This window comes from Pseudomonas sp. R76 (assembly GCF_009834565.1).
Lineage (GTDB): Bacteria > Pseudomonadota > Gammaproteobacteria > Pseudomonadales > Pseudomonadaceae > Aquipseudomonas.
Window position 1 is genome coordinate 104,997 of sequence record NZ_CP019428.1, and the last position, 19,549, is coordinate 124,545.

At 61.0% G+C, this 19,549-nt stretch carries 20 protein-coding genes and 1 pseudogene; 13 read left to right on the top strand and 8 right to left on the bottom strand.

The genetic code is table 11. The annotated features are described in order from the left end of the window. Nucleotides 1-156 precede the first annotated feature (156 nt). The 4 genes from coxB to PspR76_RS00510 all read left to right on the top strand — a co-directional run bounded on the left by coxB (nucleotide 157) and on the right by PspR76_RS00510 (nucleotide 4,551). Nucleotides 157-1,284: a cytochrome c oxidase subunit II gene (gene coxB / locus PspR76_RS00495; RefSeq protein ID WP_159953496.1), complete on the top strand. Its 1,128-nt coding sequence runs from the start codon at nucleotides 157-159 to the stop codon at nucleotides 1,282-1,284. 58 nt (nucleotides 1,285-1,342) lie between these two features. After that, entirely contained in the window at nucleotides 1,343-2,926 is a 1,584-nt protein-coding gene (gene ctaD, locus PspR76_RS00500; protein WP_017137901.1) for a cytochrome c oxidase subunit I, read from the top strand. A gap of 150 nt (nucleotides 2,927-3,076) precedes the next feature. Beyond that, nucleotides 3,077-3,628 carry a cytochrome c oxidase assembly protein gene (locus tag PspR76_RS00505; RefSeq protein WP_159953497.1) on the top strand — a complete coding sequence of 184 codons (552 nt, stop codon included), beginning with the start codon at nucleotides 3,077-3,079 and terminating at the stop codon, nucleotides 3,626-3,628. Between the two features lie 35 nt (nucleotides 3,629-3,663). Further along, on the top strand, nucleotides 3,664-4,551 hold the full coding sequence (locus tag PspR76_RS00510; RefSeq protein WP_159953498.1) for a cytochrome c oxidase subunit 3: 888 nt from the start codon (nucleotides 3,664-3,666) through the stop codon (nucleotides 4,549-4,551). Between the two features lie 6 nt (nucleotides 4,552-4,557). Here PspR76_RS00510 and PspR76_RS00515 read toward each other — a convergent pair whose 3' ends face one another. Then, the gene (locus PspR76_RS00515; RefSeq protein ID WP_016969525.1) at nucleotides 4,558-4,761 is read right to left on the bottom strand and encodes a twin transmembrane helix small protein; all 204 of its coding nucleotides are present in this window, start codon (nucleotides 4,759-4,761) and stop codon (nucleotides 4,558-4,560) included. A 43-nt stretch (nucleotides 4,762-4,804) separates the two neighbouring features. Between PspR76_RS00515 and PspR76_RS00520 the strand changes: the two genes are divergently transcribed. The 7 genes and pseudogenes from PspR76_RS00520 to PspR76_RS00550 all read left to right on the top strand — a co-directional run bounded on the left by PspR76_RS00520 (nucleotide 4,805) and on the right by PspR76_RS00550 (nucleotide 10,394). Continuing rightward, nucleotides 4,805-5,569, top strand: coding sequence for an SURF1 family protein (locus PspR76_RS00520; RefSeq protein WP_159953499.1), 765 nt, complete (start codon nucleotides 4,805-4,807; stop codon nucleotides 5,567-5,569). Next, on the top strand, nucleotides 5,535-6,119 hold the full coding sequence (locus PspR76_RS00525) for a hypothetical protein (RefSeq protein ID WP_159953500.1): 585 nt from the start codon (nucleotides 5,535-5,537) through the stop codon (nucleotides 6,117-6,119). The genes PspR76_RS00520 and PspR76_RS00525 overlap by 35 nt, the downstream gene beginning before the upstream one ends. A gap of 10 nt (nucleotides 6,120-6,129) precedes the next feature. Further along, on the top strand, nucleotides 6,130-7,209 hold the full coding sequence (locus PspR76_RS00530) for a COX15/CtaA family protein (RefSeq protein ID WP_159953501.1): 1,080 nt from the start codon (nucleotides 6,130-6,132) through the stop codon (nucleotides 7,207-7,209). After that, the gene (cyoE, locus tag PspR76_RS00535; protein ID WP_159953502.1) at nucleotides 7,197-8,096 is read left to right on the top strand and encodes a heme o synthase; all 900 of its coding nucleotides are present in this window, start codon (nucleotides 7,197-7,199) and stop codon (nucleotides 8,094-8,096) included. Before PspR76_RS00530 ends, cyoE begins: the two co-directional genes overlap by 13 nt. Continuing rightward, nucleotides 8,093-8,728 (top strand): SCO family protein, encoded by a 636-nt coding sequence (locus tag PspR76_RS00540; RefSeq protein WP_159953503.1) that lies wholly within the window; start codon nucleotides 8,093-8,095, stop codon nucleotides 8,726-8,728. The genes cyoE and PspR76_RS00540 overlap by 4 nt, the downstream gene beginning before the upstream one ends. A 443-nt stretch (nucleotides 8,729-9,171) precedes the next feature. Then, nucleotides 9,172-9,498: pseudogene (locus PspR76_RS00545) on the top strand (BRO-N domain-containing protein); the annotation flags it as partial. A 566-nt stretch (nucleotides 9,499-10,064) separates the two neighbouring features. Next, nucleotides 10,065-10,394, top strand: a complete 330-nt coding sequence (locus tag PspR76_RS00550; RefSeq protein ID WP_159953505.1) for a BRO-N domain-containing protein — start codon at nucleotides 10,065-10,067, stop codon at nucleotides 10,392-10,394. A gap of 248 nt (nucleotides 10,395-10,642) precedes the next feature. Here the strand turns inward: PspR76_RS00550 and PspR76_RS00555 are convergent, their stop codons facing one another. Genes PspR76_RS00555 through PspR76_RS00565 form a run of 3 tightly spaced genes read right to left on the bottom strand, consistent with a single transcriptional unit; the run spans nucleotide 10,643 to nucleotide 13,148 of the window. Continuing rightward, nucleotides 10,643-11,416, bottom strand: coding sequence for a MetQ/NlpA family ABC transporter substrate-binding protein (locus PspR76_RS00555; protein WP_159953506.1), 774 nt, complete (start codon nucleotides 11,414-11,416; stop codon nucleotides 10,643-10,645). 50 nt (nucleotides 11,417-11,466) lie between these two features. Next, nucleotides 11,467-12,141 (bottom strand): methionine ABC transporter permease, encoded by a 675-nt coding sequence (locus tag PspR76_RS00560; protein ID WP_159953507.1) that lies wholly within the window; start codon nucleotides 12,139-12,141, stop codon nucleotides 11,467-11,469. Continuing rightward, the gene (locus PspR76_RS00565) at nucleotides 12,141-13,148 is read right to left on the bottom strand and encodes a methionine ABC transporter ATP-binding protein (protein ID WP_159953508.1); all 1,008 of its coding nucleotides are present in this window, start codon (nucleotides 13,146-13,148) and stop codon (nucleotides 12,141-12,143) included. Before PspR76_RS00565 ends, PspR76_RS00560 begins: the two co-directional genes overlap by 1 nt. 244 nt (nucleotides 13,149-13,392) lie before the next feature. On the opposite strand from PspR76_RS00565, the gene katE reads away from it, so the two are divergent. Further along, on the top strand, nucleotides 13,393-15,555 hold the full coding sequence (gene katE / locus PspR76_RS00570) for a catalase HPII (RefSeq protein WP_257792546.1): 2,163 nt from the start codon (nucleotides 13,393-13,395) through the stop codon (nucleotides 15,553-15,555). A gap of 100 nt (nucleotides 15,556-15,655) precedes the next feature. Here the strand turns inward: katE and PspR76_RS00575 are convergent, their stop codons facing one another. Genes PspR76_RS00575 through zur form a run of 4 tightly spaced genes read right to left on the bottom strand, consistent with a single transcriptional unit; the run spans nucleotide 15,656 to nucleotide 18,461 of the window. Then, on the bottom strand, nucleotides 15,656-16,375 hold the full coding sequence (locus tag PspR76_RS00575; protein WP_159953510.1) for a PA5502 family lipoprotein: 720 nt from the start codon (nucleotides 16,373-16,375) through the stop codon (nucleotides 15,656-15,658). 37 nt (nucleotides 16,376-16,412) lie between these two features. After that, on the bottom strand, nucleotides 16,413-17,201 hold the full coding sequence (gene znuB, locus PspR76_RS00580; protein ID WP_159953511.1) for a zinc ABC transporter permease subunit ZnuB: 789 nt from the start codon (nucleotides 17,199-17,201) through the stop codon (nucleotides 16,413-16,415). Continuing rightward, nucleotides 17,194-17,979 carry a zinc ABC transporter ATP-binding protein ZnuC gene (znuC, locus tag PspR76_RS00585; protein ID WP_159953512.1) on the bottom strand — a complete coding sequence of 262 codons (786 nt, stop codon included), beginning with the start codon at nucleotides 17,977-17,979 and terminating at the stop codon, nucleotides 17,194-17,196. The genes znuB and znuC overlap by 8 nt, the downstream gene beginning before the upstream one ends. Continuing rightward, a complete protein-coding gene (gene zur, locus PspR76_RS00590; protein WP_159953513.1) occupies nucleotides 17,979-18,461 on the bottom strand; it encodes a zinc uptake transcriptional repressor Zur in 483 nt (160 codons plus the stop codon). The genes znuC and zur overlap by 1 nt, the downstream gene beginning before the upstream one ends. A gap of 58 nt (nucleotides 18,462-18,519) precedes the next feature. Here zur and PspR76_RS00595 point away from each other — a divergent pair, with 58 nt between their 5' ends. After that, a complete protein-coding gene (locus PspR76_RS00595; RefSeq protein ID WP_159953514.1) occupies nucleotides 18,520-19,449 on the top strand; it encodes a zinc ABC transporter substrate-binding protein in 930 nt (309 codons plus the stop codon). The last annotated feature ends 100 nt before the right edge of the window (nucleotides 19,450-19,549 follow it).

Sequence of the window (19,549 nt, forward strand, 5' to 3'; positions counted from 1 at the left end):
CGCGGCTGTCTATACTCGATTTTGTACGCAATTAGCTGATGACGCCCAACTGCATGAAGCAGGCAAGGCTTGGCGGTTGTAAGCAGTATGGAAGCCGCTCCCTTCGCCGCAGGTGCAAACCGGCGGGATAACAAGAAACATAAAGGGGAACCCGCAATGACGCGACATCCACACGTTTGGATGGGCCTACTGTTGTGGTCAGTATTCGGCCAGGCGCACGCCGCCTGGACAACGAATATGGCGCCAGGGGCGACTGAAGTCAGTCACGCCGTGTTTGACCTGCACATGACCATTTTCTGGATTTGTGTGGTGATCGGCATTGTCGTGTTTGGCGCGATGTTCTGGTCGATGATCCTGCACCGCCGGTCTACGGGCCAGGTGGCCGCCAAGTTTCACGAGAGCACGACCGTGGAAATCCTCTGGACCGTGGTGCCCTTGCTGATCCTGGTGGCAATGGCCATTCCGGCCACCAAAACCCTGATCAATATCTACGACAGCACCGAGTCGGATATCGATATTCAGGTCACCGGCTACCAATGGAAGTGGCATTACAAATACCTGGGCCAGGACGTGGAGTTCTTCAGCAACCTGGCCACGCCCGCCGAGCAAATCCATAACCAGGCCACCAAGGGCGAGCACTATTTGCTCGAAGTCGACCAGCCGCTGGTGCTGCCGGTGGGCGCCAAAGTGCGCTTCCTGGTGACCGCCGCCGACGTGATCCACTCGTGGTGGGTGCCGGCCTTTGCGGTCAAGCGCGACGCCATCCCCGGCTTCGTCAACGAGGCCTGGACCCGTGTCGAGAAGCCCGGCATCTACCGTGGCCAGTGCGCCGAGCTGTGCGGCAAGGACCACGGCTTTATGCCGATTGTGGTCGAGGTCAAATCCAAGGCCGACTACGACACCTGGCTCGGCGAGCGCAAGGCCGAAGCGGCCAAGCTCAAGGAGCTGACCTCCAAAGAGTGGACGCTGGACGAGCTGGTGGCGCGTGGCGACAAGGTCTACCACACCACCTGCGTGGCCTGTCACCAGGCCGAGGGCCAGGGCCTGCCGCCGATGTTCCCGGCGCTCAAGGGCTCACCGATTGCCACCGGGCCTAAGGAAGACCACCTGCACCGCGTGTACTTCGGCAAGCCCGGCACCGCCATGGCCGCCTTCGGCAAACAGCTGTCGGAAGTGGATATCGCTGCCGTAGTGACTTACGAGCGCAATACCTGGGGCAACAACAAAGGCGACATGGTCACGCCTAAAGACGTGCTGGCCATCAAGCAGGCGGAAAGCAAATGACAGCCCTTACTGCGTATGCCACGAACCGTCCCGCCCACTCGCTTGCAGGAGAACGGCCATGAGCACTGTGATCGACCATGGGCATGCCGACCATGCCCACGGCCCCGCCAAAGGCCTGATGCGCTGGGTGCTGACCACCAACCACAAAGACATCGGCACGATGTACCTGTGGTTCGCCTTCACCATGTTCCTGCTCGGCGGCTCGTTCGCCATGGTGATCCGCGCCGAGCTGTTCCAGCCCGGCCTGCAAATCGTGCAGCCGGCGTTCTTCAACCAGATGACCACCATGCACGGCCTGATCATGGTGTTCGGCGCGGTGATGCCTGCCTTCGTCGGCCTGGCCAACTGGATGATCCCGCTGATGATCGGCGCGCCGGATATGGCCCTGCCGCGCATGAACAACTTCAGCTTCTGGCTGCTGCCGGCGGCGTTCCTGCTGCTGGTCTCGACCCTGTTCACCCCCGGCGGCGGGCCGAATTTCGGCTGGACCTTCTACGCCCCGCTCTCCACCACCTACGCGCCGGAAAGCGTGACGTTTTTCATCTTTGCCATTCACCTGATGGGTATCAGTTCGATCATGGGCGCGATCAACGTGGTCGCCACCATTCTCAACCTGCGCGCGCCGGGCATGACCCTGATGAAAATGCCGCTGTTCGTGTGGACCTGGCTGATCACCGCGTTCCTGCTGATCGCGGTGATGCCGGTGCTGGCAGGCTGCGTGACCATGATGCTGATGGACATCCACTTCGGCACCAGCTTCTTCAGTGCGGCCGGTGGCGGTGACCCAGTGCTGTTCCAGCACGTGTTCTGGTTCTTCGGCCACCCTGAGGTGTACATCATGATCCTGCCGGCCTTCGGCGCCGTCAGCTCGATTATCCCGACCTTCTCGCGCAAGCCGCTGTTCGGCTACACCTCGATGGTCTACGCCACGGCGAGTATCGCCTTCCTGTCATTCATCGTGTGGGCGCACCACATGTTTGTGGTCGGCATTCCGTTGGTGGGCGAGCTGTTCTTCATGTACGCCACGCTGCTGATTGCGGTGCCGACGGGCGTGAAGGTGTTCAACTGGGTCAGCACCATGTGGCAAGGCTCGCTGACGTTCGAGACGCCGATGCTGTTCGCCGTGGCCTTCGTGATCCTGTTCACCATCGGCGGTTTCTCCGGGCTGATGCTGGCGATTGCCCCGGCGGACTTCCAGTACCACGACACCTACTTCGTGGTGGCGCATTTCCATTACGTACTGGTGCCCGGCGCGATCTTCGGCATCTTCGCTTCGGCCTACTACTGGCTGCCGAAATGGACCGGCCACATGTACGACGAAACCCTGGGCAAGCTGCACTTCTGGCTGTCCTTTGTCGGCATGAACATGGCGTTCTTCCCGATGCACTTTGTGGGGTTGGCCGGCATGCCACGCCGGGTGCCGGACTACAACCTGCAGTTCGCCGACTTCAACATGGTGTCGTCGATTGGCGCGTTCATGTTTGGCGCCACGCAGATCTTCTTCCTGTTCATCGTGATCAAGTGCATCCGTGGCGGCCCGCCAGCGCCGGCCAAGCCGTGGGATGGCGCCGAAGGTTTGGAATGGAGCATTCCTTCGCCCGCGCCGTACCACACGTTCACTACGCCGCCGGAGGTCAAGTGAAGACCCGGTTCGCCATGCCTACACAAATCCCCTGTGGGAGCGGGCTTGCTCGCGAAAGCGGTGTGTCAGTCGCCGCAGAGGGTGCCTGGCCTACCGCATTCGCGAGCAAGCCCGCTCCCACATTGACCGCGTTCGGCTCAGGTGATCGCCATGCTTGAATCCGTCCCGATCAAGCGCCTCGTCACCCGCCTGCTGATCCTGGTGGTGGCTATGTTCGCCTTCGGCTTCGCCCTGGTGCCAATCTACGACGTGATGTGCAAGGCGTTCGGCATCAACGGCAAGACTGCCGGCCAGTACGAGGGCGAGCAAATCGTCGACCCTACGCGCCAGGTGCGCGTGCAGTTCCTGTCGACCAATGCCATCGACATGGTCTGGGAATTTCACTCCAAGGCTGACGAAGTGGTGGTCAACCCCGGTGCGGTCACCGAGATGCTGTTTGTGGCCTACAACCCCACCGACAAGGCCATGACCGCCCAGGCGGTGCCGAGTATTTCCCCGGCCGAGGCGGCGATGTACTTCCACAAGACCGAATGTTTTTGCTTCACCCAGCAAGTGCTGCAGCCAGGTCAGCGCATCGAAATGCCGGTGCGTTTTATCGTCGACCGCGACATGCCCAAGGATGTGAAGCATTTGACCCTGGCGTACACGCTGTTTGATATCACTGCGCGCCAACCGCCGGTGGCCGTCCATACCGGCGGCTAGCTACTGTTTGCCCCCTCAATCAGGAGAGCGAATACATGTCGTCTCATGATACGTACTACGTACCAGCGCAAAGCAAATGGCCAATAATTGCGACCTTTGGCATGTTGATCACCGTGTACGGCCTGGCCGTGTGGTTCAACGATCTGAAGGCGGCGCGCCCGGAATCCCACGGCCCGTGGATCTTTTTCGTCGGCGGCCTGCTATTGGCCTACATGCTGTTCGGCTGGTTCGGCGCCGTAATCAAGGAAAGTCGCGCAGGTTTGTACAGCCCGCAGATGGACCGCTCGTTTCGCTGGGGCATGACCTGGTTCATCTTTTCCGAGGTGATGTTCTTCGTCGCATTCTTCGGCGCGCTGTTTTATGTGCGGCACATGTCCGGCCCATGGCTGGGTGGTGAAGGGCACAAGGGCATCGCGCACATGCTGTGGCCGAACTTTCAGTTCACCTGGCCGCTGCTCAACAACCCCGACCCAAAAATGTACCCGCCGCCGGAAGGCACCATCAGCCCGTGGGGCTTGCCGCTGATCAACACGATCTTGCTGGTCAGCTCCAGCGTGACCATCACTATCGCCCACCACGCCTTGCGCAAAGGCCATCGCGGCGCGCTGAAAATCTGGCTGGCGCTGACGGTGCTGCTGGGGTGGGCGTTCCTGGCCTTCCAGGCCGAGGAGTACATGCACGCCTACAAAGAGCTGGGCCTGACCCTCGGTTCGGGCGTGTACGGCGCGACGTTCTTCATGCTCACCGGTTTCCACGGCGCTCACGTGACCATCGGCACGATCATTCTGTTTGTGATGCTGATGCGCATCCTGCGCGGGCATTTCAATGCCGAGCACCAGTTTGGCTTCGAAGCCGCCAGTTGGTATTGGCACTTTGTGGATGTGGTGTGGATCGGCCTGTTTTTCTTCGTTTACGTGCTGTGAGGTGCATTACCACGGCGCATGAGACACCAGCTGGCCGCTGAAAAAGCCCCAGGCGATCAAGCCCACGGTGATCGCGGCCAGCACCACGCGCACGGTCAAGGCAGTGACGAGGCGGTTGGAGTTGCCCTCGTCCTTGACCAGAAAGAACAAGCCACTGAACAGGCTCACGACAGTCGCGATCAGCATCAGGGCAATAGCAGCTTTGAGCATGGTCAGGTTCCATTCGGATGAGCGGGCAATGAAAAGGCGGGCAATGAAAACAAGTATAGCCAGCGCCATAAAAGACTTTCGCCCAGGGCTCGCACCCACGTTGGTGGTGCTGGTGCTGCTGCCGCTGATGGTCGGCCTGGGGTTCTGGCAGCTGTCGCGCGGCCATGAAAAACAGCTGCTGGTGGACAGCTACGCCGAGCGGCGGGTGGCCGAGCCCATCGACAGCGTGCAACTCAATGACATGGCCGACCCGGCCTTTCGCCGCGTGCGCCTGCGCGGCCAATTCGACGCCGAACACAGCGTGTTGCTCGACAACCGCATGCGTGACGGCAAGGCCGGTGTCGAGTTACTGCAACCTTTCCATGACCAGGCCAGCGGCCAGTGGCTGTTGCTCAATCGCGGCTGGCTGCCGTGGCCGGACCGTCGCACGCCGCCGGTCTTCACCACACCCGATCAACCGTTGAACCTCGACGCCTGGGTGTACGTCGCCCCCGGCGAAACCTTCCAGCTGCACGCCGACCCGGCCACTACGCATTGGCCGCGCTTGCTCACCGCCCTGCACCCCGCCGCCCTCTGGACCGAATTGGGCCGCAGCGGTTTTGCCTATGAATTGCGCGCCGAGCCCGGCCCCGGCACGTACGACACCACGTGGCCGGTGGTCGCCATGGGCCCGGAAAAACACTTGGGCTACGCCGTGCAGTGGTTCGCCATGGCGTTGGCGCTACTGGCGCTTTACCTCTACCTCGGATGGCACAACAACAAGGAGAAACCCCATGGGAACGGCCATGAATCCACCCAGCATGTCTGAGGCGCCCGACCGGCGCAAAGGCCGCTGGCAGCTGATCCTGATCCTGATGATGGTGATCGGCCCGATGGCGTTGGCCACGTTCATGTACAAACTTCAGTTCTGGGTGCCGGACAGCCGCAGCTACCACGGCGAACTGATCGGCAATGGCCAGACCCGCGCCGACATTGGCGTGCAGGCCGATGAAGACCGTTGGCAGTTGCTGGTCACCGCGCCCACCGCCTGCGCCGCCGAGTGCCAGCAGTTGGTGTACCTGGCGCGCCAACTGCAAATCAGCCTGGGCCGCGATGCGTCCCGCGCCAGTCATGCCCTGGCCAGCGCGCAGCCGGTGGGCACCGAATACGAGGCCAAGCTCAAAGCCGAATACCCGCAACTGCAACGCTACCCGCTGGACCTGTCGACCTTTACCAAAGACGCCGCCGCGCCCGGTGATGCGCAACTGTGGATCGTCGACCCGCACGGCAACCTGGTACTGCGCTACGACGCCAAGGTCAAGGGCAAAGACTTGCTCAACGACCTGCGCCTGCTGCTGAAACTGTCGAACATCGGATAAGGGCATCGTCATGGCCAAACCTGGATTTCGCCTCGCGTTGTTTGCCACCTTGCTGGCGCTGATCGTTGTGCTGCTCGGCGCCTATACGCGCCTGACCCACGCGGGTCTGGGTTGCCCGGACTGGCCGGGCTGCTACGGCTTTATCAGCGTGCCGCAAAGCGAAGCCCAGTTGGCCCACGCCGAGCTGCATTTTCCCGACACGCCGGTGGAGGCCGACAAGGGTTGGGCCGAGATGACCCATCGCTACTTTGCCGGCACCCTGGGCCTGCTGATTGTGTTGCTGGCGGCGCGTTCGTGGAGCCATCGGCGGGATCCGGGCCAGCCGGTGAAACTGCCGCTTTTTGTGTTAGCGGTGGTGTTTGCCCAGGCAGCTTTCGGTATGTGGACGGTGACCTTGAAGCTGTGGCCGCAAGTGGTCACGGGCCATCTGCTCGGTGGTTTTGCCACCTTGAGCCTGCTGTTTCTGCTGACCTTGCGCCTGTCCGGTGTGCTGCCGGCGTTGATTGTGCCCAGGCGCCTGCAATATTGGGCGACGGCCGGGTTGGTGCTGGTGATCGGCCAGATCGCGTTGGGCGGTTGGGTCAGTTCCAACTATGCGGCGGTGGCCTGTGTCGACTTGCCTACTTGCCATGGCGAGTGGTGGCCGGCGGCGGACTTTGCCAACGGCTTTCACCTCACCCAGCATATCGGCCCCAATTACCTCGGCGGCCAGCTCGACAGTGAAGCGCGCACCGCCATACATCTCACCCACCGCATCGGCGCAGTATTGGTCACGCTGGTGCTGCTTGGTCTGGCCTGGCAATTGCGCGCAGTGGGCATGACCCGGCTGGCCGGCCTGTTGCTGATCGCCCTGGCGGCGCAAATCAGCCTGGGCGTGAGCAATGTGGCTTTCGGCCTGCCGCTGCCGGTGGCGGTCGGCCATAACGCAGGCGGCGCGGCGTTATTGCTGACGCTGGTGCTGGTCAATTATCACGCGCGTACCAGCCTGGTCCGGGTGCGCAATCAGTTGCCGTTCGGCTGGCGCTTTATTCCACGCAAACACGTTTCGGGCCTCATCACCCTTAAAGGAGAGATGCCATGGCGACCTTGATCGGCGCGCGTCACGATCAAGCGATCTGGCGCGACTACTTGGAGCTGACCAAGCCGAAAGTGGTGGTGCTGATGCTCATCACATCCTTGGTGGGCATGTTCCTCGCGACTCGCGCCGGAGTGCCGTGGACGGTGCTGATTTTCGGCAACCTGGGCATTGCGCTGTGCGCGGGTGGCGCAGCGGCGGTCAACCATGTGGTGGACCGGCGCATTGATGCGGTGATGGCGCGTACGCATAAACGGCCCATGGCAGAAGGGCGCGTATCACCAGTGGCGGCATTGGCCTTTGCTGTGTTTCTGGCTGTTGCGGGCTTGGCGTTGCTGCTGGCGTTCACTAACCCGTTGGCCGCGTGGCTGACATTGGCCTCGCTGCTCGGTTATGCGGTGATCTACACCGGCTTTCTCAAGCGCGCCACGCCGCAAAATATTGTCATCGGTGGCCTCGCCGGTGCCGCGCCGCCGCTGCTGGGTTGGGTGGCCGTCACCGGGCATGTCAGCGCCGAGCCGCTGCTGCTGGTGCTGATCATCTTCGCCTGGACCCCGCCACACTTCTGGGCCCTGGCCATTCATCGCAAGGAGGAATACGCCAAGGCCGACATCCCGATGCTGCCGGTCACCCATGGCGAGCACTACACCAAGGTGCATATCCTGCTCTATACCTTCGCGCTGCTGGCGGTGAGCCTGATGCCGTATGTGATCCACATGAGCGGCCTGCTGTACCTGGCCTGTGCGCTGGTATTGGGCGCACGCTTTCTGCAATGGGCCTGGGTGCTGTACCGTGGCAGCCAGCCGCACGCGGCGATCAACACGTTCAAGTACTCTATCTGGTACTTGTTGCTGCTGTTTATCGCCCTGCTCGTAGACCACTACTTACTGTTGAACCTATGACTCGAACTCAAAAAACCGTCTTTATCCTGGTGGCCATCGTCGCGTTGATCATGGGCCTGACCGTTAACAAAGTGCTCAGTGGCAAAGGCCAGGGCGACCCGACCGCGCTGATCGACGCGGGCATCATCCTGCTGCCGCAAAGCCGCCAGTTGCCGCCCGTGACCATGACTAACCAGGAAGGCCAGCCAGTGGTGGTCAACGAGTTGAAAGGCAAGTGGAGCCTGCTGTTCTTCGGCTACACCTTCTGCCCGGACATCTGCCCCACCACCCTCGCCCAACTGCGCCAGATCAAGAGCGAACTGCCCAAAGAGGCGGTGGATAAGTTGCAGGTGATTCTGGTCAGCGTCGACCCGAACCGCGACACCCCCGCTCAGCTCAAGCAATACCTGGGCTACTTCGACCCGCAATTCGAAGGCCTGACCGGCGCGAATGTGGACGATGTGCAGAAGGTTTCGAATGCGGTGAGCATTCCGTTTATTCCGGCGGATACCAGCAAGCCGAACTACACCGTCGATCACAGCGGCAACCTGGCGCTGATCGGCCCGGACGGGACGCAGCGTGGGTTTATTCGTGCGCCGTTGAACAATCAAAAGCTGGTGGCGCAGTTGCCGGGGTTGCTGCAGCGCAAGTAGACCCGTAAGCGCTGATCGTTCCCACGCTCTGCGTGGGAATGCCTCTTGTGACGCTCCGCGTCGCGACCTCAGAAGTGGGACGCAGAGCGTCCCGGGCTGCATTCCCACGCGGAGCGTGGGGACGATCAGTCGATCCGTCGTCGGACATTTCCTGCAAGTTGTCGCGCTGTGCGTGAACTTGTTGGGGGCTCTTGGGGTGGATAGGCTTTGCCCTGTCGCTGCAAATTCAGTGACAGGGTGTGGAAGCCCTTATATCGTTAGGCGCACAAAGCGCCACCAAGTGTCAGGCGCTTTTTCTTGTCTGTGTTTTATGGTGGCTGTGCGCGGGGCGCTTTCGAGCGCGCCGGGTGCCTAACGTCCCGGTCTTCCACACCTGCGTACAGCCGCCACCCATTACGTGGAAGTAGTGCTTGGCGGTCCCTTGATACGTTAGGAGCTAGACCATGCAAGCACTTACCCCTGATCCACCGATCACCCCCAAAGTCTTCACCCGCCACCATCACCAGCTGCACGCCGTGCTGATCGACAGCCAACCCTGGTTCAGCGCCTCCGACATCGGCCACCTGATGGGCCTGCACCTAAACCCTGCGCTACTGCGCAAGCTCGATCCCGACCAACAACACACCTTGCCGCTGATCACTCATGGCCACTGTGCGCCGACGTTGATGGTCAGTGAGTCTGGCGTCTACGCGCTGCTTATCTACCACTACTACCCGGAGAATCGGTGTTTGCGCCAATGGTTGACCCATGAGGTGGTGCCGGCCCTGCGCTGAGAGCAAAAGCCGGTGGCACAGTTGCCGGGTTTGCTACAGCGCAAACGATCGTTCCCACGCTCTGCGTGGGAACGATCAAGCCGCGTAAGTAAGCCGGTCACCACCCCAGCAAACAACACAAATCACCTGTGGGAGCGGGCTTGCTCGCGAAGGCGGTGGATCAGTCGATAAATTGGGTGACTGACACTCCGCTTTCGCGAGCAAGCCCGCTCCCACATGGGGTTTTGTGCAAGGTTTGAACAGGGTGTCGTCGGAGATTTCCCACGTGTTGTCGCGCTGTGCGTGAACTTGTTGGACGGTCTTGGGGTGGCTAGTCTTTGGCCTGTCGCTGCAAATTCAGTGACAGGGCGTAGGAACCCTTTTATGTACCCTTGGCGTCATAGCGCCACCGTCTGATTGCGGCGTTTTTTTTGTGCCCGTACTATCAGTCGCGGCGGCTATGCGCGGGCACGTTTCGACGTGGCTGAGATCCCTGGGTACTCGGTTCCTACCCCGCGTATGGCTGCCACCCATGCCCGTAGGAAGGCTGTTGGCAGCTCCTGTTCATACCCGGAGTTGTCCCAATGCAAGCACTTATCCCTGATCCACCGATCACACCCAAAGTCTTCACCCGCCACCATCACCAGTTGCACGCCGTACTGATCGACAGCCAACCCTGGTTCAGCGCCTCCGACATCGGCCACCTGATGGGTCTGCACCTAAACCCTGCGCTACTGCGCAAGCTCGATCCCGACCAACAACACACCTTGCCGCTGATCACTCATGGCCACTGTGCGCCGACGTTGATGGTCAGTGAGTCTGGCGTCTACGCGCTGCTTATCTACCACTACTACCCGGAGAATCGGTGTTTGCGCCAATGGTTGACCCATGAGGTGGTGCCAGCCCTGCGCTGAGAGCAAAAGCCGTTGGCAGAGTTGCCGGGTTTGCTACAGCGCACATGATCGTTCCCACGCTCTGCGTGGGAATGCCTCCTGTGACGCTCTGCGTCGCGACCTCAGAAGTGGGACGCAGAGCGTCCCGGGCTGCATTCCCACGCGGAGCGTGGGAACGATCATCCTTCAGGCAATGCAAAGCAAATGTGGGAGCGGGCAAGCTCGCTCCCACATTTTTTGATCTTCAGTGTTTTGGAGATCGATTCAGATCAGAACGCCGGCAGAATCGCGCCTTTGTACTTCTCAAGGATGAACGCTTTCACTTCAGGCGTGTGCAGGGCTGCAACCAGCTTCTTCACCGCGTCCGAGTCTTTGTTGTCTTCGCGGGTCACCAGGATGTTCACGTAAGGCGAGTCGTTGCCTTCGATCACCAGGGCGTCTTTGGACGGGTCCAGTTTGGCTTCCAGCGCGTAGTTGGTGTTGATCAGCGCCAGGTCGACTTGGGTCAGCACGCGCGGCAGGGTCGCGGCTTCCAGTTCGCGGAATTTCAGGTTTTTCGGGTTGCCGATGATGTCCTTGATGGTCGACAGGATGTTGGTCGGGTCCTTCAGGGTGATCAGGTTGTGCTTGGCCAGCAGCAGCAATGCGCGGCCGCCGTTGGTGGCGTCGTTCGGGATCACCACGTTGGCGCCATCCGGCAGTTCTTCCAGCTTTTTGTACTTGCTGGAGTAGGCGCCCAGAGGTTCCAGGTGCACGGCGCCGACGCTCACCAGGTGAGTGCCTTTGGCCTTGTTGAACTCATCCAGGTACGGCTGGTGCTGGAAGAAGTTGGCGTCCAGGCGCTTTTCAGCCACCTGTACGTTTGGCTGTACGTAGTCGGTAAAGACTTTGACCTGCAAATCCACGCCTTCTTTGGCGAGTGCAGGCTTCACGAATTCGAGGATTTCCGCGTGGGGCACCGGCGAGGCTGCGACGGTAATAGTCTCGGCGGCGTGGGCGGAAAACGCAGCAACGGCGGCGAAAGCAACCAGTAGTTTTTTCATCCAACAAGCTCCTTGTTCGGGCATGTGCCGGCGGGGGCCGGCAATGGCCGTTATTTTCGAGAAAAGTGCACCACCAGCTTATCGCCGACGGTTTGCAGAATTTGCACCAGAACCAGCAGCATCACCACGGTGACGACCATTACGTCGGTCTGGAAGCGCTGGTAACCGAAACGAATCGCCAGGTCACCCAAGCCACCGGCGCCTACGACACCGGCCATGGCCGTGTAGGAAACCAGTGTAATCGCCGTCACCGTAATCGCCGCGAAAATGCCGGGACGTGCTTCTGGCAGCAGGGCATTGACGATGATCTGACGCGTGCTGGCGCCCATCGACTGGGTGGCTTCGATGATGCCGCGGTCCACTTCACGCAGAGCGGTTTCCACCAGGCGCGCGAAGAACGGCGTCGCGCCCACCACCAATGGCGGAATCGCACCGGCCACGCCCAGCGAAGTGCCGGTGATCAGCACCGTGAACGGGATCATCACGATCAGCAGGATGATGAACGGCAGCGAGCGCAGGATGTTCACGATCAGCGACAGCAGCGCGTACAAGCCTTTTTGTTCGAACAATTGGCGCGGGCTGCACAGGAACAGCAGCACGCCCAATGGCAAACCGAGCAGCACGGTAAAGAACAGCGAACCGAACAGCATGGTCATGGTGTCGCCGGTGGCCAGCCAGATCTCGGACCAGTCAATATTGGCGAAGAAACTCAACAGGACTTCCATTAGCGCAGAACCTCCATGTGGACGTCTGCCGCGGTAAAGCGGGCGAAAGCGGCTTCCATGTCCCCACCGGTAACGGCGAGGGTCAGTTGGCCGTAAGGAATATCTTTAATGCGGTCGATACGACCAGCGAGGATGCTGTAGTCCACACCCGTTTCGCGGGCGACGGTGCCCAGCAGCGGCGCGTAGGTCGCTTCGCCCTGGAACGTCAGGCGCACGATACGGCCAGGCACGTGAGCGAAGTCATCACGCTGCTCGCCTTCGTCGACCTGCTCGGCTTCCTGTACGAAGCGCTTGGTGGTCGGGTGCTTGGGGTGCAGGAACACATCGGCCACCGAGCCTTGCTCGACGATCACGCCGGCGTCCATTACGGCGACCTGGTCGCATACGCGGCGGATCACGTCCATTTCATGGGTGATCAGCACGATGGTCAGCTTCAGCTCACGGTTGATCTCGGCCAGCAGTTGTAGAACCGAGGCGGTGGTTTGCGGGTCGAGGGCGCTGGTGGCTTCGTCGCACAGCAGGATTTTTGGCTTGGTCGCCAGGGCGCGGGCGATGCCGACGCGCTGCTTCTGGCCGCCGGACAACTGCGCCGGGTACTTCTTGGCGTGGTCCGACAGGCCGACACGGGCCAGCAGTTCGGCCACACGCTGGTCGATGGCCTTGCGCGACAATTCGCCGGCCAGGGTCAGCGGCAGCGCCACGTTGTCGGCAACGGTCTTGGAGGCCAGCAGGTTGAAGTGCTGGAAGATCATCCCGACTTGCTGGCGGAAACGGCGCAGGCCGTTGGCGTCCAGCGCGGTGACTTCTTCGCCGTCAACGTTGATCTGGCCACCGCTGGGTTGCTCCAGGCGGTTGATCAGACGCAGCAAGGTACTTTTTCCCGCACCGGAGTGGCCAATCAGGCCGAACACCTGGCCGTTTTCGACACGCAGGCTGGTGGGGTGCAGGGCGGGGATTTCCTTACCGGCGACGCGGTAAGTTTTATGGACGTTATGAAACTCGATCACGTAGCGAACCTTGTGGGGCGCATGGAAAAGGGATCAGCGGTTAGCCGGGCGCGCATTTTAGCCTGTCCGTATAGCGGTATTTAGCATTTATTTCTCATTCAACCAGCGATTTGGCAATAACGCGATCAAAGGTCATAAAAAAGGAACGGTGCAAAACCGTGTCAGTCACTACTTAAGCAACTCAATTTCCCAGGTGCCGTGCCTGGGGTTTTGCTCAAACGAGCCGGGGACCGCTCTGGCCACTTTGAATAAGGAGTTTTGTCTGATGAGTACCAAAAAGCCAGCTACCCCGCCGAAGAGTGAACTCGCGGGCACCGACACCCTGGACCGTGGCAACACCAACGCCAAGCTGCAGGCGCTGGAGGAGTTTCGTTCAGACGCTACCGGCCAGGCGCTGCGCACCAACCAGGGTGTGAAGATTTCCGACAACCAGAACACCCTGAAAGTCGGCGCCCGTGGCCCATCGCTGCTGGAAGACTTCATCATGCGTGAAAAAATCACGCACTTTGACCATGAGCGTATCCCGGAGCGCATCGTGCATGCCCGTGGTACCGGCGCCCATGGTTACTTCCAGACCTATGAGAACCATTCGGCGCTGAGCAAGGCCGGTTTCCTGCGTAACCCCGAGCATAAAACCCCGGTGTTCGTGCGCTTCTCCACCGTGCAAGGCTCGCGTGGGTCGGGCGATACGGTGCGTGACGTGCGTGGTTTTGCCGTGAAGTTCTTCACCGACGAAGGCAACTTCGACTTGGTGGGCAACAATATGCCGGTGTTTTTCATTCAGGATGCGATCAAGTTTCCCGACTTCGTGCACGCAGTAAAACCTGAGCCGCATAACGAGATTCCTACGGGCGGCTCGGCCCATGACACGTTCTGGGATTTTGTCTCGCTGCAGCCGGAATCGGCGCACATGGTGCTGTGGGCAATGTCCGACCGTGCCATCCCCAAGAGCCTGCGCGCCATGCAGGGCTTTGGCATTCATACCTTCCGCTTGATCAATACCGAAGGTAAGTCGAGCTTCGTGAAATTCCACTGGCACCCGAAAGTCGGCACCTGCTCGCTGGTGTGGGACGAAGCGCAAAAGCTCGCCGGTAAAGATACCGATTACCACCGTCGCGACTTGTGGGAAGCGATTGAAAGCGGCGATTACCCTGAGTGGGAATTGGGCGTGCAAATCGTCGCGGAGGAAGACGAGCACAAGTTCGACTTCGACTTGCTCGACCCGACCAAGATCATCCCTGAAGAATTGGTGCCGATCACGCCGCTGGGCAAAATGGTGCTTAACCGCAACCCGGACAACTTCTTTGCCGAAGTTGAACAGGTCGCCTTCTGCCCAGGCCATATCGTGCCGGGGATCGACTTCACCAACGACCCGTTGCTGCAAGGTCGTCTGTTTTCCTACACGGATACCCAGATCAGCCGTCTCGGTGGCCCGAACTTTCATGAGCTGCCGATCAACCGGCCGGTCACGCCGTTCCATAACGGCCAGCGCGACGCCCAGCATCGCACTGTGATCGACAAAGGTCGTGCTGCCTACGAGCCGAATTCGATTGATGGCGGTTGGCCGAAAGAAACCCCACCGGCTGCGCAGGATGGTGGTTTCGAGACCTACTACGAGCGTGTCGACGCCAACAAAGTGCGTGAGCGCAGTGAGTCGTTTGGCGATCACTTCTCCCAGTCCACGCTGTTTTTCCACAGCATGAGCCACCACGAGAAAGAGCACATCATCGCGGCCTACAGCTTCGAGTTGGGCAAGGTGGAGCGTGAGTTTATCCGCGCCCGTCAGGTCAACGAAATTCTGGCCAATATCGACTTGGAGCTGGCCAAGCGTGTTGCGCAGAACCTCGGCCTGCCTGCACCGACCAAAGGTACGGTGCCGCCGCGTAAGACCTCGCTCAAAGAGTCGCCGGCATTGAGCCAGGTGAACCTGCTGTCGGGCGATATCAAAACGCGCAAAGTTGCGATTCTTGCGGCTAACGGCGTCGATGGTGCAGCGATTGATGCGTTGAAGAAGGCGCTGGAAGCTGAGGGCGCACACGCCAAGCTGCTGGGGCCGACGTCGGCGCCGGTGACCACGGCCGACGGCAAGAGCCTGAAAGTGGATGCGTCGATGGAAGGCATGCCGTCGATTGCGTTTGATGCGGTGTTCGTACCGGGCGGCGCCAAGTCGGTGCAGGCTTTGAGTGGCGACGGTGTGGCGTTGCACTTCCTGTTGGAGGCGTACAAGCACCTGAAGGCGATCACGGTTGCCAGTGATGCCAAGCCATTGTTGGATCTGCTGAAGCTTGAGGCGGATGCGGGGCTGATCGTGGGGTCGGATGCGAAGGCGTTCAAGGCGTTCTTTGCGGCGATTGCGCAGCATCGGGTTTGGGATCGGGAGCCGAAGGCTAAGGCTATTCCGGCTTAAGCTTTTGGTTGACTGTTAGACCGCTATCGCGGGCAAGCCCGCTCCCACATTTTGAACTGTGAATACATTCAAAGGTGGGAGCGGGCTTGCCCGCGATGCTTTATCGCGACTTGCGCGGAATCAAAACAACCTGCGCCGGGATGCGTTTCACAATCTGCCGGTGAATCTTCAGGTCAAACTCCGAATCAATTCGCTTCACCCGTTTGGTCAGCAATGTGGCCAGCCACGGGTAATCCTGCGTGCGCGGCGCCTGGATGGTCACATCGCACTGGTAATTCACCACATCGGTGGCGATCGCGTCCAGTTGATGGCGAAGTTCTTCAATATCGGTGAGGTTCAGTGCCACTGTGGTGCTTTCGGCCGCGGGGTCGATGACCTTGGCGGCAGGCTTGGCTTCGGCGGCTTTCAAGGCGGCTTCGGCTTTGTCCAACTCGGCTTTACGCGCATGGCTGATGGCACTGTTGACGCCGCCGGTCAGCGCGGGTGCCTTGGGCATCAGGGCGCGGGCACGGCTCAGTGCGGTGGCGGCGGCGTTGACGTCACCCTTTTGCAGCACGATCTGGCTGCGCTGCAGGTAGGCTTCGGCCAACTGGCGCTGGTAAGTTTCCAGGGCTGGGTCGTTGGGCGACTGGGCCTGCAAGGCGGCCAGTTCGTCTTCGGCGGTGGCCAGCTCACTGCTGGCCAGGTTTTGCTCCAGCTGCGCGATGGCCGCAGCGCGTGCGTCCGGTACCTGGGGGGCAGCGTGCGGTGTGCTTTGACAGGCGCCCAGCAGCAGGGAAAATGCGGCAAGGAGCAGATAACGGGCGTTGAACAGCTTCATTCCTGCGACTCTCTATTTGCGCAAAAAGCGAGCAAGTCTACACCCCTCGACGGGGCAGGACAAAACTCAGCAGAAAGAGGGCGGCCGCCGTGACTACAATCGACGGACCGGCCGGTGTGTCCTTGAACCACGACAGCGCCAGGCCCCCGCACACTGAAAGCATGCCCAACAGGCTGGCGCCGATCGCCATTTGCTCGGGTGACCGGGCGTGGCGCTGGGCGGCGGCTGCGGGAATGATCAGCAGTGACGTGATCAACAATACGCCGACAATCTTCATCGCGACAGCAATCACCACGGCGATCAACAGCATCAGGGTCATGCGCAGCGCCGGCACGGGCAGGCCTTCTACCGTGGCCAGCTCTTCGTGCACGGTGATAGCCAGCAGCGGACGCCACAGGGCCACCAGCAAGACCAGCACCGCGGCGCTGCCGCCGAGGATCCAGGCAAGGTCGGTAGGGCTGATCGCCAGCAAGTCGCCGAACAGGTAAGCCATCAGGTCGATGCGCACTTCATGCATGAAGCTCAGCACCACCAGCCCGAGGGACAAGGTGCTCGGCGCCAGAATGCCGAGCAATGTGTCGGACGCCAGCGGCTGGCGCTGTTGCAGGGTTACCAGCAGCACCGCGAGCAGCAGGCAGCCGACGGTGACGGCGATGGTCGGGCTGACATCGAGCAAAAAGCCCATGGCCACGCCCAACAGCGCGGCGTGCGACAGCGTGTCGCCGAAATAGGCCATGCGCCGCCAGACCACGAACGAGCCCAACGGGCCCGCCACCAGTGCCAAAGCCAAGCCTGCCAGCAGGGCGTAGAGCAGAAAATCAGCCATGCTTGCAGCTATCTCCATGAACGTGGGTGTGGGGGGCGGCGGGATCGTCGACTACTGCACCATGCAAATCATGGGCGTGGTCGTGATGGTGGTGATAGATCGCCAGGCTCTGGGCATTCTTGCCGAACAGCTCGACGAACGCCGGGTCGCCGCTGACCTGTTCCGGGTGGCCGGAGCAGCAGACGTGGCGGTTGAGGCACACCACTTGGTCGGTGGTGCTCATGACCAGGTGCAAGTCGTGGGAAACCATCAGCACGCCGCAGCCATGGCGGTCGCGCAGGCGGGTGATCAGGCTGTACAGCTCGGCCTGGCCAGCGACATCGACGCCTTGCACGGGCTCATCGAGTACCAGCAATTCAGGCTCGCGCAGCAAGGCGCGGGCCAGCAGCACGCGCTGCATTTCACCGCCAGAGATACTTTGGACCGGGCTGTCGATCACCTGTTCGGCGCCGACTTCCTTGAGTGCGGCCTGGGCGCGGGCGCGGTCTACACCGGGCACCAGGCGCAAAAAACGCAGCACGGAGAGTGGCAGGGTCGGGTCCACATGCAGCTTTTGCGGCATGTAGCCGACGCGCAGCTTGGGCTTGCGCCATACACTGCCGGTGTCGGGCTTGAGCAGGCCGAGCACGGCGCGCACCAAGGTGGTCTTGCCGGCGCCGTTGGGGCCGATCAGCGTGACGATCTGCCCAGGTTCCACGCTCAGTGCGATGTTATCCAGCACGTTTTGCCCGGCGAACGTGACCCCGACCTGCTCCAGGCGGATTAACGCGTTGCTCATCAAGCCCCCTGGCAACCCGAGCAGAGCCCGACCACTTCGACGGTTTGCCCTTCGACCCGGAAGCCGACCTCGGCGGAACTCTTGATGATGGCGTCGCTGATGCTTTTTTGTTCAAGTTCGATGGCGGCGTGGCACTCGCGGCAGATCAGGAACTGGCCTTGGTGCGCGTGTTCCGGGTGGTTGCAGCCGACAAAGGCATTGAGTGAGGCGATGCGGTGCACCAGGCCGTTTTCCAGCAGGAAATCCAGCGCGCGGTACACCGTGGGCGGCGCGGCGCGGCGGCCATCCTGCTCGCTGAGTACGCCCAGAATGTCATAGGCGCCCAGCGGCTTGTGGCTCTGCCACACCAATTCCAGCACCCGGCGACGCAGCGCGGTCAGGCGCAGGCCTTGACGGGCGCACAGGGTGTCGGCCTCTGACAGCGCGGTATGCACGCAGTGAGAGTGGTCGTGGGGACGGCTGGCAAGCGGTGTTTTAGGCATGAGCGGCGACAGACATTTGATAGAGACGTTATTATGTTACCCGTTCCTACGTCATTGAGTGGTCATCGTGTCCCGACTTTTTCCCGTTTTTGTCGTATTTGTCACCAGTTTGTTCATCGCCGGGGCGGCTCAGGCCGATGTCAAAGTGCTGACCAGCATCAAGCCGCTGCAGTTGATCGCCGCGGCGGTACAGGACGGCGTGGCCATTCCGGAGGTGTTGTTGCCGCCCGGCGCTTCGCCGCACAACTATGCCCTGCGCCCATCCGACGTACGGCGCGTGCAGTCGGTGGACCTGCTGTATTGGATTGGCCCGGACATGGAAAGCTTCCTGCCGCGCGTGCTCAAGGGGCGTAGCCTGCCGACCGTGGCCGTACAAGACCTGGCGGGGATGAAGCTGCGTCGTTTCGCCGAAGATAGCCACTCGCATGCCGATGATGCCGACGAACATGACCACGATCACCGGCCAGGCAGCCTTGACGCGCACTTGTGGCTTTCGACGGTCAACGCGCGCGTGATTGCAGCGCGCATGGCGGCTGACCTCAGCACTGCCGACCCGGCCAATGCGGCGCGGTATCAAAGCAACGTGAAGGCGTTCGATGAGCGTCTGGACGCGTTGGATGCCCGGTTGAAAGCGCGAATGGCGAAGGTGGGCGATAAGCCTTACTTCGTGTTCCACGAAGCCTTTGATTACTTCGAAGACGCTTACGGGCTCAAGCACACCGGCGTGTTCAGCGTCGCCGCAGAAGTGCAGCCAGGCGCCCAGCATGTGGCGGCGATGCGCACGCGGTTGCAGGAAGTGGGTAAGACCTGTGTGTTCAGCGAGCCGCCATTGCGCCCACGTTTGGCCGAAACCCTGGTGGCCGGGTTGCCGGTGAAGCTGGCGGAACTGGACGCGTTGGGCGGTTACACCCCGGCGACGGCGCAGGGATATGAGCAGGTGCTGGAGAAGTTGGGGAACGACTTGGCTGGGTGCCTGGAATCGCTCTAACCATCACCGCATAACCGATGTGGGAGCTGGCTTGTGTGGGAGCGGGCTTGCTCGCGAAGGCGGTGTGTCAGTAAATACATCTTTAACTGATATACCGCCT

Bases quoted from the DNA above. Each gene is read 5' to 3' on its own strand.
- PspR76_RS00560 (WP_159953507.1), bottom strand. From the start codon at position 12,141: ATGGAAGTCCTGTTGAGTTTCTTCGCCAATATTGACTGGTCCGAGATC.
- coxB (WP_159953496.1), top strand. From the start codon at position 157: ATGACGCGACATCCACACGTTTGGATGGGCCTACTGTTGTGGTCAGTA.
- PspR76_RS00525 (WP_159953500.1), top strand. From the start codon at position 5,535: ATGGGAACGGCCATGAATCCACCCAGCATGTCTGAGGCGCCCGACCGG.
- PspR76_RS00555 (WP_159953506.1), bottom strand. From the start codon at position 11,416: ATGAAAAAACTACTGGTTGCTTTCGCCGCCGTTGCTGCGTTTTCCGCC.
- PspR76_RS00520 (WP_159953499.1), top strand. From the start codon at position 4,805: ATGAAAACAAGTATAGCCAGCGCCATAAAAGACTTTCGCCCAGGGCTC.
- PspR76_RS00575 (WP_159953510.1), bottom strand. From the start codon at position 16,375: ATGAAGCTGTTCAACGCCCGTTATCTGCTCCTTGCCGCATTTTCCCTG.
- PspR76_RS00505 (WP_159953497.1), top strand. From the start codon at position 3,077: ATGCTTGAATCCGTCCCGATCAAGCGCCTCGTCACCCGCCTGCTGATC.
- PspR76_RS00530 (WP_159953501.1), top strand. From the start codon at position 6,130: ATGGCCAAACCTGGATTTCGCCTCGCGTTGTTTGCCACCTTGCTGGCG.
- PspR76_RS00510 (WP_159953498.1), top strand. From the start codon at position 3,664: ATGTCGTCTCATGATACGTACTACGTACCAGCGCAAAGCAAATGGCCA.
- PspR76_RS00550 (WP_159953505.1), top strand. From the start codon at position 10,065: ATGCAAGCACTTATCCCTGATCCACCGATCACACCCAAAGTCTTCACC.
- PspR76_RS00540 (WP_159953503.1), top strand. From the start codon at position 8,093: ATGACTCGAACTCAAAAAACCGTCTTTATCCTGGTGGCCATCGTCGCG.
- znuC (WP_159953512.1), bottom strand. From the start codon at position 17,979: ATGAGCAACGCGTTAATCCGCCTGGAGCAGGTCGGGGTCACGTTCGCC.
- PspR76_RS00515 (WP_016969525.1), bottom strand. From the start codon at position 4,761: ATGCTCAAAGCTGCTATTGCCCTGATGCTGATCGCGACTGTCGTGAGC.
- znuB (WP_159953511.1), bottom strand. From the start codon at position 17,201: ATGGCTGATTTTCTGCTCTACGCCCTGCTGGCAGGCTTGGCTTTGGCA.
- cyoE (WP_159953502.1), top strand. From the start codon at position 7,197: ATGGCGACCTTGATCGGCGCGCGTCACGATCAAGCGATCTGGCGCGAC.
- ctaD (WP_017137901.1), top strand. From the start codon at position 1,343: ATGAGCACTGTGATCGACCATGGGCATGCCGACCATGCCCACGGCCCC.
- zur (WP_159953513.1), bottom strand. From the start codon at position 18,461: ATGCCTAAAACACCGCTTGCCAGCCGTCCCCACGACCACTCTCACTGC.